The sequence below is a fragment of the Rhodococcus sp. UNC363MFTsu5.1 genome, assembly GCF_000686785.1.
GTDB classification, from domain to species: Bacteria; Actinomycetota; Actinomycetes; order Mycobacteriales; family Mycobacteriaceae; genus Rhodococcus_G; species Rhodococcus_G maanshanensis.
Genome location: NZ_JMLO01000001.1, coordinates 642,968 through 658,364, shown reverse-complemented (window position 1 = coordinate 658,364; position 15,397 = coordinate 642,968). Strand labels below are relative to the sequence as shown.

Annotated in this window: 15 protein-coding genes; 1 reads left to right on the top strand and 14 read right to left on the bottom strand. The window is 69.8% G+C overall.

Annotated features, from left to right (window positions below; translation table 11 throughout):
- Nucleotides 1–16: 16 nt before the first annotated feature.
- The 10 genes from pyrF to BR31_RS0103045 form a co-directional block, all read right to left on the bottom strand.
- Complete coding sequence (gene pyrF / locus BR31_RS0103090) at nt 17–889, bottom strand: orotidine-5'-phosphate decarboxylase (protein WP_027499669.1); 873 nt, start codon at nt 887–889, stop codon at nt 17–19.
- Nucleotides 886–4,236 (bottom strand): carbamoyl-phosphate synthase large subunit, encoded by a 3,351-nt coding sequence (gene carB, locus BR31_RS0103085; RefSeq protein ID WP_027499668.1) that lies wholly within the window; start codon nt 4,234–4,236, stop codon nt 886–888. The genes pyrF and carB overlap by 4 nt, the downstream gene beginning before the upstream one ends.
- Entirely contained in the window at nt 4,236–5,417 is a 1,182-nt protein-coding gene (carA, locus tag BR31_RS0103080; RefSeq protein ID WP_231496348.1) for a glutamine-hydrolyzing carbamoyl-phosphate synthase small subunit, read from the bottom strand. Before carA ends, carB begins: the two co-directional genes overlap by 1 nt.
- Nucleotides 5,414–5,905: a PH-like domain-containing protein gene (locus BR31_RS0103075; protein WP_027499666.1), complete on the bottom strand. Its 492-nt coding sequence runs from the start codon at nt 5,903–5,905 to the stop codon at nt 5,414–5,416. Before BR31_RS0103075 ends, carA begins: the two co-directional genes overlap by 4 nt.
- Nucleotides 5,902–7,197 (bottom strand): dihydroorotase, encoded by a 1,296-nt coding sequence (locus tag BR31_RS0103070; protein WP_027499665.1) that lies wholly within the window; start codon nt 7,195–7,197, stop codon nt 5,902–5,904. The genes BR31_RS0103075 and BR31_RS0103070 overlap by 4 nt, the downstream gene beginning before the upstream one ends.
- The gene (locus BR31_RS0103065) at nt 7,194–8,138 is read right to left on the bottom strand and encodes an aspartate carbamoyltransferase catalytic subunit (RefSeq protein WP_027499664.1); all 945 of its coding nucleotides are present in this window, start codon (nt 8,136–8,138) and stop codon (nt 7,194–7,196) included. Before BR31_RS0103065 ends, BR31_RS0103070 begins: the two co-directional genes overlap by 4 nt.
- Nucleotides 8,135–8,785 carry a bifunctional pyr operon transcriptional regulator/uracil phosphoribosyltransferase PyrR gene (pyrR, locus tag BR31_RS27285; RefSeq protein WP_051636903.1) on the bottom strand — a complete coding sequence of 217 codons (651 nt, stop codon included), beginning with the start codon at nt 8,783–8,785 and terminating at the stop codon, nt 8,135–8,137. Before pyrR ends, BR31_RS0103065 begins: the two co-directional genes overlap by 4 nt.
- 207 nt (nt 8,786–8,992) lie before the next feature.
- Nucleotides 8,993–9,496 carry a transcription antitermination factor NusB gene (nusB, locus tag BR31_RS0103055; RefSeq protein WP_027499663.1) on the bottom strand — a complete coding sequence of 168 codons (504 nt, stop codon included), beginning with the start codon at nt 9,494–9,496 and terminating at the stop codon, nt 8,993–8,995.
- A gap of 1 nt (nt 9,497) precedes the next feature.
- Nucleotides 9,498–10,061 carry an elongation factor P gene (gene efp / locus BR31_RS0103050; protein WP_027499662.1) on the bottom strand — a complete coding sequence of 188 codons (564 nt, stop codon included), beginning with the start codon at nt 10,059–10,061 and terminating at the stop codon, nt 9,498–9,500.
- Between the two features lie 16 nt (nt 10,062–10,077).
- Nucleotides 10,078–11,184 carry a M24 family metallopeptidase gene (locus BR31_RS0103045; RefSeq protein ID WP_027499661.1) on the bottom strand — a complete coding sequence of 369 codons (1,107 nt, stop codon included), beginning with the start codon at nt 11,182–11,184 and terminating at the stop codon, nt 10,078–10,080.
- Between the two features lie 100 nt (nt 11,185–11,284).
- On the opposite strand from BR31_RS0103045, the gene BR31_RS31795 reads away from it, so the two are divergent.
- Nucleotides 11,285–12,007, top strand: coding sequence for a B-4DMT family transporter (locus BR31_RS31795; protein WP_197023524.1), 723 nt, complete (start codon nt 11,285–11,287; stop codon nt 12,005–12,007).
- 63 nt (nt 12,008–12,070) lie between these two features.
- Here the strand turns inward: BR31_RS31795 and aroQ are convergent, their stop codons facing one another.
- The 4 genes from aroQ to aroC form a co-directional block, all read right to left on the bottom strand.
- A complete protein-coding gene (aroQ, locus tag BR31_RS0103035) occupies nt 12,071–12,496 on the bottom strand; it encodes a type II 3-dehydroquinate dehydratase (RefSeq protein WP_027499660.1) in 426 nt (141 codons plus the stop codon).
- On the bottom strand, nt 12,493–13,605 hold the full coding sequence (gene aroB / locus BR31_RS0103030) for a 3-dehydroquinate synthase (RefSeq protein ID WP_027499659.1): 1,113 nt from the start codon (nt 13,603–13,605) through the stop codon (nt 12,493–12,495). The genes aroQ and aroB overlap by 4 nt, the downstream gene beginning before the upstream one ends.
- 64 nt (nt 13,606–13,669) lie before the next feature.
- Entirely contained in the window at nt 13,670–14,173 is a 504-nt protein-coding gene (locus BR31_RS0103025; RefSeq protein ID WP_027499658.1) for a shikimate kinase, read from the bottom strand.
- Nucleotides 14,170–15,369, bottom strand: a complete 1,200-nt coding sequence (gene aroC, locus BR31_RS0103020) for a chorismate synthase (protein ID WP_197023541.1) — start codon at nt 15,367–15,369, stop codon at nt 14,170–14,172. The genes BR31_RS0103025 and aroC overlap by 4 nt, the downstream gene beginning before the upstream one ends.
- Nucleotides 15,370–15,397: the final 28 nt, after the last annotated feature.

Sequence of the window (15,397 nt, the reverse complement as noted above, 5' to 3'; positions counted from 1 at the left end):
GCGTAATTCCGGTGGGTTATGCGAGCCCGTTCTCGACGTCGTCCCTGACCCGCTCCGCGGCCTCGCGAAGCGCGGAAACTGACGGCCCGTGCCGAAGAACATCCCGAGAAGTGTTGGGCAGCAACAACTCTCGAGAATCGCGGAAAATCTCCGCCAGATCGGCGACGGTGGCGCCCTGCGCACCGAGGCCGGGCGCGAGAATCGGCCCGGAAAATTCCGATAAATCCAATCCGTGTCCGCGTGTCGCGCCGACCACCAGGCCAACCGTGTCCAGTCCGTCCCGGTTCTGCGCGACGGCCGCGTCAACGATCGATTGCGCCACCGACACACCCTCACCAGCAGAAACGCCCGAAAGGTCGGCAGCGTCGAGCTGATCGCCCAGCAACCGAGCGCCCTGCAACCGGCCACCCTCGGGATTGGAGGTACGGGCGAGCACGAAGAGCCCCCTGCCGTGCTCGGTCGCCAACTCGACGGCGGGCTCGAGCGCGCCGAACCCGAGATAGGGCGAGACCGTCACCGCATCCGACGCCAGCGGCGTGTCCTCACCGAGCCAGGCCTGCGAGTACGCCGCCATGGTCGACCCGATGTCGCCCCGTTTGGCATCGGCGATGACCAGCGTGCCGGCCGCGCGCACCACCGAGATGGTCCGCTCCAGCACGGCGTACCCGGCCGACCCGTATGCCTCGAAGAAGGCCACCTGTGGCTTCACCAGCGCCACATCGCCGACGAAGGCCTCCACGCATATCTCCGCGAAGGTCTCGACGCCCCCAGCGGTCTCTGGGAGCCCCCACGCCCGCAGCAGCGACGGGTGCGGGTCGATGCCCACGCACAGCCGGCCCCGGTCCGCGATGGCGGACCGGAGCCGGCTGCCCCAGCTGAGCTGGCTCACTTCTGTCCCGGCTCGCGCAGCGCCGCGTGCAGGTCCTGCAGCGAGCGCACGCCGATGTCGCCCCTGATGCCCGCCTCGATGCCCTGGACCGCCGCCGAGGCGCCCTGGACGGTGGTGATGCAGGGGATGTTCACCGACACCGCCGCGCTGCGGATCTCGTAGCCGTCCACGCGGGGACCGGAGTTGCCGTACGGGGTGTTGATCACCATGTCGACCTCCCCCGCCTTGATCTGGTCGACGATCGTGCGTGCGCCCTCGGGCAGGTCCTCGCCGGACTGCTTGTGCACTTCCTCGCAGGTGATGCCGTTACGCCGCAACACGTCCGCGGTGCCCTCGGTGGCCAGGATCGTGAAGCCGAGGTCGGCGAGCCGCTTGACCGGGAAGATCAGCGACCGCTTGTCCTTGTTCGCGACCGAGACGAACACCGCGCCGCTGGTCGGCAGCGAGCCGTACGCGGCGGTCTGGCTCTTGGCGAACGCGGTACCGAAGTCCGCGTCGATGCCCATCACCTCGCCGGTGGACTTCATCTCCGGGCTCAGCAGCGTGTCGACGCCGGTGCCGTCCGCCCTGCGGAAGCGGTTGAACGGGAGCACCGCCTCCTTGACCGCGATCGGCGCGCCCGCCGGGGTGTTGCCGCCGTCCCCGGTCGCGGGCAGGACCCCGCTCGCGCGCAGGTCGGCGATGGACTCGCCGAGCATCACCCGGGCGCAGGCCTTGGCCAGCTGCACCGCCGTGGCCTTGGACACGAACGGCACCGTCCGGCTGGCGCGCGGGTTCGCCTCGAGGACGTACAGGATGTCGTCCTTGAGCGCGTACTGCACGTTCAGCAGGCCCTTGACCCCGATGCCCTTCGCGAGGGCCTCGGTCGAGCGCCGGACGTTCTCGAGATCCGCCTTGCCGAGCGTGATCGGCGGCAGCGCGCACGCCGAGTCACCGGAATGGATGCCGGCCTCCTCGATGTGCTCCATCACGCCGCCGAGGTACACCTCGGTGCCGTCGCACAGTGCGTCGACGTCGATCTCGACCGCATCCTCCAGGAACCGGTCCACCAGCACCGGACGGTCGTCGGAGATCTCGGTGGCGCGGGAGATGTAGTCCTGCAGCGACTTCTCGTCGTACACGATCTCCATGCCGCGCCCGCCGAGCACGTAGGACGGCCGCACCAGCACCGGGTAGCCGATGCCGCCCGCGATCTCGCGGGCACCGTCGAAGGTGGTCGCGGTGCCGAACTTCGGCGCGGGCAGGCCGGCCTCGGTGAGCACCCGGCCGAACTCGCCGCGGTCCTCCGCGAGGTCGATGGCCTCGGGGCTGGTGCCGACGATCGGCACCCCCGCGGCCTTGAGCCGCTTCGCCAGGCCGAGCGGGGTCTGGCCGCCCAACTGGACGATGACGCCCGCGACCGTGCCGGACGCCGACTCTGCGCGATAGACCTCGAGCACGTCCTCGAAGGTCAGCGGCTCGAAGTACAGCCGGTCCGCGGTGTCGTAGTCGGTGGAGACGGTCTCCGGGTTGCAGTTGACCATGACGGTCTCGTAGCCGGCCTCGGACAGCGTCAGCGCGGCGTGCACACAGGAGTAGTCGAACTCGATGCCCTGACCGATGCGGTTCGGTCCCGAGCCGAGGATCAGCACCTTCGGGCGATCGCGCTGCTCGGCGACCTCGGTCTCCGCGTTCGGGTCCAGCTCGTACGTGGAGTAGTGGTACGGCGTCTTGGCCTCGAACTCGGCGGCGCAGGTGTCGACGGTCTTGTAGACAGGGCGCACCTTCAGCTCGTCGCGCAGCGCGCGGACCGCGTCCTCGCCGGCCGGGCCGTCGCCGAACTCGGGACGCAGCGCGGCGATCTGGCGGTCGGACAGGCCGTGGTACTTGGCCTGGCGCAGGGTCGCCTCGTCGAGCGCCTCGGCCGCGCGGACCTGCTCCCCCAGCTCGTGGATCTGCTGGAACTGGTCGAGGAACCACGGGTCGATCTTGGTGGCCTCGAACAGCTGCTCGACGGTCGCGCCGAGCGCGAACGCCTTCTCGATGCCGTACATCCGGCCGTCCTGCGGCACGCTCAGGTCCGCGAGCAGGGCGTCCAGGTTCTCGGCCTCCACCTCGGGGCCCGTCCAGTAGCCGGCGCGCTTGGTCTCGAGCGACCTCATCACCTTGCCGAAGGCCTCGGTGAAGTTGCGGCCGATCGACATCGCCTCGCCGACCGACTTCATGGTGGTGGTCAGGGTGCCGTCGGCGCCCGGGAACTTCTCGAACGCGAAGCGGGGCGCCTTCACCACGACGTAGTCGAGGGTCGGCTCGAAGCAGGCAGGGGTCTCGCCGGTGATGTCGTTGACGATCTCGTCGAGCGTGTAGCCGATGGCCAGCTTCGCGGCCATCTTCGCGATCGGGTAGCCGGTCGCCTTCGACGCCAGCGCCGACGAGCGCGAGACGCGCGGGTTCATCTCGATGACCACCAGGCGGCCGTCGGTCGGGTCCATCGCGAACTGGATGTTGCAGCCGCCGGTGTCGACGCCGACCTCGCGCAGGATGTCGATGGAGAGGTCGCGCATCTTCTGGTACTCGCGGTCGGTCAGCGTCATGGCCGGGGCCACGGTCACCGAGTCGCCGGTGTGCACGCCGACCGGGTCGACGTTCTCGATCGAGCAGATGATGACCACGTTGTCGCGGCCGTCGCGCATCAGCTCGAGCTCGTACTCCTTCCAGCCGAGGATGGACTCCTCGATGAGCACGTTCGCGGTCGGCGAGGCGGCCAGACCGCCACCGGCGATCCGGTTGAGGTCGTCCACGTCGTACGCCATGCCGGAGCCGAGGCCGCCCATGGTGAACGAGGGCCGCACGACGACCGGGTAGCCGAGTTCGGCGACGGTGTCGTGCACCTCCTCCATCGAGAAGCAGACCCGCGAGCGCGCGGACTCGCCGCCGACCTTGGCGACGATGTCCTTGAACTTCTGCCGGTCCTCGCCGCGCTGGATGGCGTCGAAGTCGGCGCCGATCAGCTCGACGTCGTACTTCTCGAGGATGCCCTGCTCGTGCAGCGCGACCGCGGTGTTCAGCGCGGTCTGGCCGCCGAGGGTGGCGAGCACGGCGTCGATCTTGTGGCCCTGCTCGGCCTCGCGGGCGATGACCTTCTCGACGAACTCGGCGGTGATCGGCTCGACGTAGGTGGCGTCGGCGAACTCGGGGTCGGTCATGATCGTGGCCGGGTTGGAGTTGACCAGCGACACGCGCAGGCCCTCCTCGCGCAGCACGCGACACGCCTGGGTGCCCGAGTAGTCGAACTCGCAGGCCTGGCCGATGACGATCGGTCCGGAACCGATCACCAGGATGTGCTTGAGATCTGTGCGACGTGGCATTACTTCTTGACTCCCTCGAGCAGGCTGGTGAAGCGGTCGAACAGGTAGGCGGCATCGTGCGGGCCCGCCGCGGCCTCGGGGTGGTACTGCACCGAGAAGGCCGAGTCGTCGAGCAGGCGGACGCCCTCGACGGCGCCGTCGTTGGCGCAGGTGTGACTGATCACGGCGCGGCCGAACGGGGTGTCGAACTCCTGGCCCGCCTCGCCCTCGAGCGCGAACCCGTGGTTCTGCGCGGTGATCGCGATCCGCCCGGTGCCGTGCTCGATCACCGGGATGTTGATGCCCCGGTGGCCGAACTTCATCTTGTAGGTGCTCAGGCCGAGCGCGCGGCCGAGGATCTGGTTGCCGAAGCAGATGCCGAACAGCGGCAGTCCCTGCCCGAGCACCTCCTTCGTCAGGTGCACCGCGCCGTCGGCGGTGGCCGGATCGCCGGGGCCGTTGGACAGGAACACCCCGTCCGCGCCGAGGTCGAGGATCTGCTCGAGGCTCGCGTTCGAGGGCAGCACGTGCACCCGGATACCGCGCTGAGCGAACATCCGCGGGGTGTTGGTCTTGATGCCGAGGTCGATGGCCGCGACCGTGAACCGGGCCTCGCCGCCGAGCGGCTCGATGATGTAGCCGCTGTCGGTGCTGACCTCACCCGCGAGGTCGGCGCCGAGCATGGACGGCTGGTCCTTGACGGCCTGCAGCATGGTCGCGTCGTCGGTCAGCGCCGCGCCGGAGAAGACACCGGCCCGCATGGAACCGCGGGTGCGCAGGTGCCGGACCAGGGCCCTGGTGTCGATGCCCGCGATGCCGACGATGCCCTGGCGGACGAGCTCGTCCTGCAGCGACCCGGTGGCGCGCCAGCTCGAGGTGCGGCGCGCGGGATCGCGGACCACGTAGCCGGCGACCCAGATCTTGTTGGAGTCGCCGGAGGCCTGGCGGCCCGCGCTCAGCGCCTCGCCGTCCTCGCCGTTCCAGCCGGTGTTGCCGATCTGCGGAGCGGTGGAGACCACGATCTGACGGTGGTAGCTCGGGTCGGTGAGCGTCTCCTGGTAGCCCGTCATACCGGTGCTGAAGACCGCCTCGCCGAGGGTCTGGCCGACCGCACCGAAGCTGGTGCCGCGGAAGATCCGCCCGTCCTCGAGGACCAGGGCCGCCGGTCCTGTGCCGCTCGCTGATTCAAAGCTGTCACTCACGCGTTCTCTCCGTTCACCCATGCCGGGTACACACTCTTGTCGTCTCCACGGAATCCGGTGTCGATCTCCGTTCCGGTGGGCAGCTCCCACCGGATCACCAGGACCCCGTCCTTGCTAATGACCTTGCCCGCGAGCCCGCGCTCGGTCCGGATCGCCCGGATCGAGGCCTGCGGGATCCAGATCGCCGAGGCGCCGTCTCGCTCGAGCAACACACCCTTCTCGTGCCTGCTGAGATCGCCGGTCGCGCGGAAGCCGATGTCCCCCACAGCGATCCGGTCCTGCCAGCTGGGCGCGAGCGTGCTGCCCACGTACAGACCGCTGCTCGGCGGGATCAGCAGCGCGCCCAGGTCGGCAGGCACCGCTGGCAGCTCCCCGATCGCATCCGCCTGACGGCCCGCCCGCTTCTTCCAGCCCCGGTACATCAGCGCCACCATCAGCGCCCAGAACAGCAGGAAGCCGAGCGTCAGCAGGATCCGGTCCGTACTCATGCCCGCACCTTCCCGTCCATGACGGTGACCCGACCGCGCAGCAGGGTGGTGGTGACCCTGGCGCCGAACGTCATCGCGTCGAACGGACTGTTCTGAGCGATCGACGCCAGGTCCGGTGCCCGCACCGTCCACTCGCGATCCGGGTCGACCAGCGTGAGGTTGGCCGGCTCGCCGACCGCGATCGCCCGACCCTGATCGCTCAGTCCGACGATCTCCGCGGGCCGCTCGCTCATCACCCGGGCGACCCCGCGCCAGTCCAGCAGGCCGGTCTCGACCATCGTCTGCGCGACGATCGCCAGCGCCGTCTCCAGCCCGAGCATGCCCGGCCTCGCGGCCGAGAACTCGCAGCACTTGTCCTGCTCGGCGTGTGGGGCGTGGTCGGTGGCGACGCAGTCGATGACGCCGTCGGCCAGGCCCTGCCGCAGCGCGGCGATGTCGCTTGGTTCGCGCAGCGGCGGGTTCACCCGGTTCACCGCGTCGTAGGTCTCCAGCCGCGAGTCGTCGAGCAGCAGGTGGTGCGGGGTGACCTCGGCGGTGATCGAGATGCCCTGTCCGCGGGCCCACTTCATCAGCTCGACGGTGCCGGCGGTGGAGGCGTGGCAGATGTGCACGCGGGCGCCGGCGTCCCTGGCCAGCAGCGCGTCGCGGGCGACGATGGACTCCTCGGCGGCCCTCGGCCAGCCGGCGAGGCCGAGCCGGGCCGCGGTCGGGCCCTCGTGCGCGACGGCGCCGACGGTCAGCCGCGGCTCCTCCGCGTGCTGGGCGATCAGGACCCCGAGCGCGCTCGAGTACTCGAGCGCCCGGCGCATGATGAGCGGGTCGTACACGCAGTGGCCGTCGTCCGAGAACATCTTGACCTTGCCGATGCCCGACGCCATGGTGGCCATCTCGGCGAGCTGCTTGCCCTCGAGCCCGACGGTGACCGCGCCGACCGGGTGCACGTCGACAAGGCCGACCTCCTGTCCCCTGCGCCACACGTGGTCGGTGATCACGACGGAGTCGGCGACCGGGCTGGTGTTGGCCATCGCGAACACCGCGGTGTATCCGCCGAGCGCCGCAGCGGCCGAACCGGACTCGATGGTCTCGGTGTCCTCGCGGCCCGGCTCGCGCAGATGCGTGTGCAGGTCGACGAAGCCGGGCAGCAGCACCTGGCCTGCCGCCTCGATGACCTCGGCACCCTCGGGTGCGTCCAGTCCTGCACCGATCCCACGGATCTCACCGCCCGAGATCAGCACGTCCTGCGGCTCGCCCTCGCCGTAGATCCGCGCCCCGCGGATGATCACGTCGCTCACAGCGCTGCACCTTCCTCGGTACCGACCAACAACCCGAACAGGACAGCCATGCGAATGTGAACTCCGTTCGTAACCTGCTGCAACACTGCAGCTTTCGGTGAATCCGCGACCGCCGATGCGATCTCCATGCCGCGCAGCATCGGGCCGGGGTGCAGGACAACGGCATGCTCGGCGAGCATGCCGAGCCGCTTCTCGGACAGCCCATAGGTGATCGAGTACTCGCGCGGCGACGGGAAGAACCCGCCGTTCATGCGCTCGGCCTGCACCCGCAGCATCAGCACCGCGTCGACGCCAGGCAGCTCCGCGTCCAGCGAATGCGACACGGTCACCGGCCAGCTCGACACCCCGACCGGCAGCAGGGTTGGCGGCGCGACCAGCACCACCTCCGCGCCGAGCGTGGACAGCAGGAAGGCGTTGGACCTGGCCACCCGGCTGTGCAGGATGTCACCGACGATCGCGACCCGCTTGCCCGCGATGGAGCCGAGCCGCTGCCGCAGGGTCAGCGCGTCCAGCAGCGCCTGGGTGGGGTGCTCGTGGGTGCCGTCGCCGGCGTTGATCACGGCGGGGCCGTCGTCACCGTCCGCGGTCCACTCCGCGATCCGGTGCGCCGCACCGGAGGCCGGGTGCCGCACGATCAGTGCGTCGGCCCCCGCGGCACGCAAGGTCATCGCGGTGTCCCGCAGCGACTCACCCTTCGACACCGAGGAACTGCTGGCGCTGACGTTGATCACGTCGGCGCTCATCCACTTGCCCGCGACCTCGAAGGACACCCTGGTCCTTGTCGAGTTTTCGAAGAACACCGTCATCACGGTGCGTCCCCGCAGCGTCGGGAGCTTGCGGACCTCGCGCCCGAGCAGGGCCTGCTCGAACCGTTCGGCCTCGTCGAGCAGGCCTGTCGCGCTCTCGAGGGTCAGATCCGAAACCGACAACAGATGCTTCACAGATTCGGCTCCCCGCTCGCCTTGTTCGCGTCGCCGTGCGGGGCGGCCTTGGCACCACCGCTCAGCGTCACACTGTCGACCCCGTCGTGCTCGACCAGCTGCACCTTGACGTCCTCGGTGCGCGCGGTCGGCACGTTCTTGCCGACGAAGTCGGCCCGCAGCGGGAGCTCGCGGTGGCCGCGATCGACCAGGACCGCGAGCTGGACGGCCTTGGGCCTGCCCAGGTCGCGGAGCGCGTCGAGCGCCGAGCGCACGGTCCGCCCGGAGAACAGCACGTCGTCGACGAGGACCACGAGCGCCTGGTCGACCCCGCCCTCGGGCACCGAGGTGCGCTCGAGCGGCCGGTGCGGCTTGGTCCGCAGATCGTCGCGGTAGAGGGTGATGTCGAGCGAGCCGGTCGGGGGACGGACACCCGAGAACTCCTCGATCTTGTTCGCCAGCCGGTTGGCGAGGGTGGTGCCGCGCGTCGGGATCCCGATCAACACCACGCGGGGCGGGTCGGTCTCGGCGTCGAGCGCGGTCTTCTCGATGATCTGGTGCGCGATCCGCGCGATCGTCCGACCAACGTCGGCAGAAGAGAGCAGCTCCCTGGTGACAGGGTGATCCTGGGCCGATGAATCGGCGGAGGATGGCTCGGGCGTGAGCAAGCTGGACCTCCTTCTCCGCCTCTCTGGACGGATCGTTAAAGGATGTCTGACGCCCGCCAGCCTATCAGCGCGCCGACCAGGAAACCGAAGCGGTTCGGGGTGTGCTGAGCCACAGTCGAACCCCCGGTTCGACCGTTTCCGTGGCCGGACGACGAACGCCGCGGACCGTGATCGGTCCGCGGCGTTCGCGTGTACTTCGACGCAGGGTCAGGCGTCGGTGCCCGGCTCTTGCGCAGTCTCCGCGCGCTGCGAGGTGGCGGCCGCTGCGGCCCGCACCTGTGGCGCGACGAGCACCACCTGGCCGAGGACCCCGTTGATGAATCCCGGCGAGTCGTCGGTGGACAACTGCTTGGCCAACTCGACGGCCTCGTCGACCGCCACCACGGGCGGCACGTCGGTGGCGTGGAAGAGCTCCCACACGGCGATTCGCAGGATCGCACGGTCCACCGCGGGCAGGCGCTCGAGCGTCCAGTCCTGCAGGTGGTCGGCGATGACCCGGTCCAGCCGGTCGAGGTTCTCCGCGACCCCGGTCACCAGGGTGACGGTGTACGGGCTCACCGGGGCGACGGCGTCGTCCGTTCCGGCGAGCTCGGCCCGCTCGGTGGCGAGATCGACCGGGTCGAGGTCGCGCGCTTCCGCCTCGAAGAGGAAATCGACAGCGCGCTTACGGGCCTTGTGCCTGGCCCCGAGCTTCTTCTGACTGCCGGACACGCTACGAGTTCACACGGCCCAGGTAGTTGCCGTCCCGCGAGTCGATCTTGAGCTTGTCGCCGGTGTTGATGAACAGCGGGACCTGCACCTCGGCGCCGGTCTCGAGGGTGGCGGGCTTGGTGCCACCGGTCGAACGGTCGCCCTGCAGGCCGGGATCGGTGTGCTGGACGACGAGCTCGACGGTCACCGGGAGCTCGACGAACAGCGGGGCGTCGTCGTGGGTCGCGACCTGGACCTGCATGTTCTCGAGCAGGAAGCGCGCGCCGTCGCCGACGGTGGCCTCGTTGATCGAGATCTGGTCGTAGGTGTCGCCGTCCATGAAGATGTAGTCGCTACCGTCGTGGTAGAGGTACGTCATGTCGCGACGGTCGACAGTCGCGGTCTCCACCTTGACGCCCGCGTTGAAGGTCTTGTCCACGGTCTTGCCGGAGAGCACGTTCTTGAGCTTGGTCCGCACGAACGCGGGACCCTTGCCCGGCTTCACGTGCTGGAACTCGATGATCTGCCAGAGCTGGCCCTCGATCTTCAGCACGAGCCCGTTCTTGAAATCACTGGTATCAGCCACTTACTTCGCGTCTCCTTCAGACGATTACGAGATCTTTGGTGGTGAGGGTGAGGAGCTCGGGCTCCTGCTCGCGAACGACGAGCGTGTCCTCGATCCTGACGCCTCCGCGACCGGAGAAGTACACACCGGGCTCGACCGTCACCGCAGCACCGGCTAGCAGTGTACCGGTGCCGAGCTTGCCGATCCCCGGTGCTTCGTGGATCTCCAGCCCCACGCCGTGCCCGAGACCGTGCAGGAACAGCTCCCCGTAGCCCGCGGCCTCGATCACCGACCGTGCCGCGGCGTCCACCGCGGCGACCTCCACGCCGGGTGCGAGGGCGGCCCGGCCCGCGGTCTGTGCGGTCGCCACGAGCTCGTACACCTCACGCTGCCAGTCCGCGGCCGCGCCGAGCACGAACGTCCTGGTCATGTCCGAGTGGTACCCCTCGACCGTCGCCCCGAAGTCGAGCTTGACGAAGTCTCCCGCGGCGAGCGTGGCGTCGGTCGGACGGTGGTGCGGGATCGCCGAGTTCGCGCCTGCCGCAACGATCGTCTCGAACGAGATGCCGTCCGCGCCGTGCTCGAGCATCAGGAACTCCAGTTCCCGTCCGACCTCCCGCTCGGTCCGGCCCGGTCGCAGTCCGCCGCGTTCGACGAGGACGGCGAGGGCGAGGTCGGCCGCCGCGCACGCCCGCCGCAGCAACCCCACCTCGTGCTCGTCCTTGACCATGCGGAGCCGCTCGACCAGTCGCGGCGCCCTGGTCATCTCCAACGATGGCGCCAGCTCCTGCCAGGCGGCGAGCTCGTCGACGGTCACCACGTGGCTCTCGAAACCGAGCCGCACCGGGCCGGCATCGGCGCAGCGGCCGATCAGGTGGGCGGCGCTGGCCCTGTCGATCACCGCCTCCAGGTCCGGCACCTGCTCGCCGACCTGGATCAGGTACCGACCGTCGGTGCAGATGAGGGTCCGCGACTCGGCACCCGGTTCGTCGCGCGCGTCGACGAGCAGCGCGGCATTGGACCCCGTGAACCCGGTGAGGTACCTGATGTTGAGCAGATCGGTCACCAAGAGCGCCTCGACGCCCCAGTCGGTGAGCAGTGTGCGCAGTGCGGCCCGGCGGGACCCGTGATCGACGGTCGACATGAGCTCAACCTACGGCAGCGTCCGCCCCTCGCGAGGGCCCTCGCCGCGCCACGTGTGGGTTAGGCCACAGGTCCCGTTGAGCGGTCGTTACGCTGTCGCCATGAACTCGTGGCTTCTTCGTGGTCTGGGTATGGCGTCGGTGCATGTCGTGACGAGGGTGGTGCTCGGACTCGCGGTCGCGCAGTGGCCCCTGCACGGATCGTCATTGCGGATGGTCTCGCTCGCGTTCGTGGTGCTGATCGCACTGCTGTGGGGCGGGCTCGACGGCATCAGGGACGCGCGCACCGCGGTGGACGAGGAGTCCGGCGCCGATCTGACCATGATGTGGCTCAAGGCCGCCGTCGTCGCGGGTGTGCTGGCAGGCGCGGTGACCTGGCTGATCGGCACCGTCACGGGCATCGCCGTCGGCGACAACACGCTGTTCTTCGAGCTCACCTCCGGGGCCGCCTTCACCATCCTGCTCGTCTTCCTGCCCGCGATGCTCGCGGTTGCGGTCGGACGGTTCCTCGTTCGGCGCAAGGCCCCGGCGACGCCTGCCCACGTCTCGCCGGGCGCGGCAGGCGCCGCCGCCGCAGGCGAGTACGCGAACGAGCAGGACTACGACGTCGTCGAGACCGCGGAGGAGAACTACGAGGCCTCCGAGTGGTCCTACGAGCACGGCACCGGCCAGGCCTACGACGAGAGCGGTCAGGGCTACTACGAGAACGATCAGACCGCCCAGCAGCAGGCCGCCGACGACCAGACCGCGGACCGCGGTCGGCACTACGTCGACGACGCGCCCACCGAGGTCTTCGAGGCCATCAAGCCCGAGAACGGTAAGTAATAGGCGCTGCGCGCATGTGAGTGGGTTTCACCCCAGCTGGGGTGAAACCCACTCACAGTTCGTCTACCGCTCGGCGAGGAACCTCAGCGCGAGCGGGTACCCCGCGACGCCGCACCCGACGATGACGCCGGTCGCGATCGCGCTCAGGTACGAGTGGTGCCGGAAGTCCTCGCGGGCGTGCACGTTCGAGATGTGCACCTCGACGAGCCCCGCCTGCAGCTCGGCGCACGCGTCCCGCAGCGCGATCGAGGTGTGGGTGAGCGCGCCTGCGTTGAGCACGACCGGTTCGCCCGCGTCGGCGGCGTCGTGGATCCAGCCGAGCAGCTCGGCCTCGCTGTCGGACTGGCGGACCGTCACCTCGATGCCCAGTTCCGCCGCGGCCGCCTCGCAGAGCGCGACGAGGTCGGCGTACGTCGTGGCGCCGTACACCTCGGGCTGCCGCTTGCCGAGCCGGCCGAGGTTCGGTCCGTTGAGGACCTGGACCCTCACAGCAGCACCGTGCCGCTCGTGCCCGGCTGGTCGTCGCGGGCAACCGCGGAGTAGGCGGCCGCGAGCAGCGTGGGGTCCGGGCCCTCGAGCCGTCCGGGCTTCGCCAACCCGTCCAGGACGACGAACCGCAGCATGCCCGCCCGGTTCTTCTTGTCCGTCTGCATACCCTTGACCAGGTCCGCGAAGGCGGACGCGTCGTAGGTGGTGGGCAGGCCGACGCTCTCGAGGATGGTGCGGTGCCGCTCCGCGGTGGCGTCGTCGAGCCTGCCCGCGAGCCGGCCCAGCTCGGCGGCGAACACCAGGCCGACCGACACCGCAGCGCCGTGCCGCCAGCGGTACTTCTCGCGGCGCTCGATCGCGTGGCCGAGGGTGTGCCCGTAGTTGAGGATCTCGCGCAGGTCCGACTCCTTGAGGTCGGCAGCGACGACCTTCGCCTTGACCTCAACGGACCGCCGGATCAGCTCGGGCAGCACCTCCCCTGTCGGGTCGAGGGCCGCCTCGGGGTCCCGCTCGATGAGCTCGAGGATCGTCGGGTCCGCGATGAACCCGGTCTTGATCACCTCGGCCATGCCCGCGACGATCTCGTTGCGCGGCACCGTTTCCAGGGTCGCCAGGTCGATCAGCACCGCGGACGGCTCGTGGAACGAACCGACCAGGTTCTTGCCCGCATCGGTGTTGATGCCGGTCTTGCCGCCGACGGCCGCGTCCACCATCGCGAGCAGGGTGGTCGGCACGTGCACGATCCGCACCCCACGCATCCAGGTGGCCGCGACGAAGCCGGCCAGGTCGGTGGCCGCGCCGCCGCCGAGGCTCACCACGGCGTCGCTGCGGGTCAGACCGATGCGGCCGAGGACCTCCCAGCAGAAGCCCGCGACGGCGAGGTCCTTGCCGTCCTCCGCGTCGGGGATCTCGACGCGATGGGCGTCGATGCCCTTCGCCGCCAGCGCGGCGCGCACCGCCTCCGCGGTCTGCGCGAGGGGCGGCTGGTGGAAGATCGCGACGGTCCTGGTGCCGATCAGTTCGTCCACCAGTTCACCGAGCAATCCGCGGCCGATGATCACCGGGTAGGGACTGGCGGTCTTGACCTCGACGCGTACGGGTTCGGTCACTGTCTGCTTCTCCGCTTCTGTGCGCTGCTGCTGTATCGCTTCTGCCTGGGTCGCTGCCACCGCTCTACCCCAGTTTGGTGACGAGCTGCTGCACCACGCGGGCGGGACTGCGCCCGTCGGTGCGGACCCGGATGGTGGCCACCTTCCGGTACAGCGGTCGCCGCCGCCGCATCAGGTCCCGGTACTTCTGGCGCGGGTCGCCACCGTTGAGGAGGGGCCGGGAGGTGTTCGCGCCGGTCCTCTTGAGGCCCTCTGCCACGCTGATCTCCAGGTAGACGACCGTGTGGCCGACCAGCCGGGCGCGGGTGGCATCGGACAGGATCGCGCCCCCGCCGAGCGAGACGATGCCCGTCTGCTCGATCAGCGCGCGCCGGACCATGTCCTCCTCGAGAGCGCGGAACTCCGGTTCCCCGTCCTGCGCGAAGATCTCCGGGATGGTCTTGCCCGTCTCGCGCTCGATGGCGGCGTCGGTGTCGAAGATCTCGACGTCCAGCGCCCGCGCCAGTCGACGCCCGATGGTGGACTTACCGGCGCCCGGCGGTCCGATCAGGACGGCCCTCGGAGTCACCTCGCCAGGCGTTCCCGGACGGAGTCGAGGTATCCGCCGATGTTGCGCATCGTCTCCTCGACCGAGTCGCCGCCGAACTTCTCGAGAGCGGCCTGCGCGACCACCAGTGCCACCATCGACTCCGCGACGACACCCGCAGCGGGGACCGCGCACACGTCGCTGCGCTGATGGATGGCGACGGCCTCCTCGCCGGTGGACATGTCGACGGTCGCGAGGGCCCTCGGCACGGTGGAGATCGGCTTCATCGCCGCCCGGACCCGCAGCGCCTCGCCGTTGGTCATGCCGCCCTCGAGGCCGCCTGCGCGGTTCGTCGACCGCAGCACGCCGTCGGGGCCGGGCCGCATCTCGTCGTGCGCGGCGCTGCCGCGGCGCCGGGAGGTCTCGAAGCCGTCGCCCACCTCGACACCCTTGATGGCCTGAATGCCCATCAGCGCGGCGGCGAGGCGCGAATCGAGCCGGTTCTCACCGCTGATGAACGAGCCAAGCCCGACGGGCAGGCCGTGCACGACCACCTCGACGACACCGCCGAGGGTGTCGCCGTCCCGCTTGGCCGCGTCGATCTCCGCGATCATCGCGGCCTCGGCCTCGGCGCCGAATGCGCGCACCGGGCTGGCGTCGATGGCCTCGAGGTCATCGGGACCGGGGACCGGGGAATCGGCGGGACCCGAGGCGGCACCGATGGAGATCACGTGGGAGATCACCTCGACGCCGAAGACCTGGCGCAGGAAGGCGCGGGCCACGGTCCCTGCCGCGACCCTGGCCGCGGTCTCGCGGGCACTGGCCCGCTCCAGGACGGGACGGGCGTCGTCGAATCCGTACTTGAGCATGCCGGAGTAGTCGGCGTGGCCCGGGCGCGGGCGGGTCAGCGGCGCGTTGCGCGCGAGGTCCTTGAGCAGCGCCTCGTCCACCGGGTCGGAGGACATGACCGTCTCCCACTTGGGCCACTCGCTGTTCGCGACCTCGATGGCGACCGGGCCGCCCATCGTGCGACCGTGCCGGACGCCGCCGACGACCGTCACGACATCCTTCTCGAAGCTCATGCGGGCACCGCGGCCGTAGCCGAGGCGACGGCGGGCGAGTTGGGAAGCAATGTCCTCGGAGGTCACCTCGACCCCGGCGACCATCCCATCAAGGAGGGCGACGAGGGCGGGACCATGGGATTCTCCGGCAGTTATCCAGCGCAGCACGCCGCCCATCTTTTCACGAAACATGGTCGTCAACGCA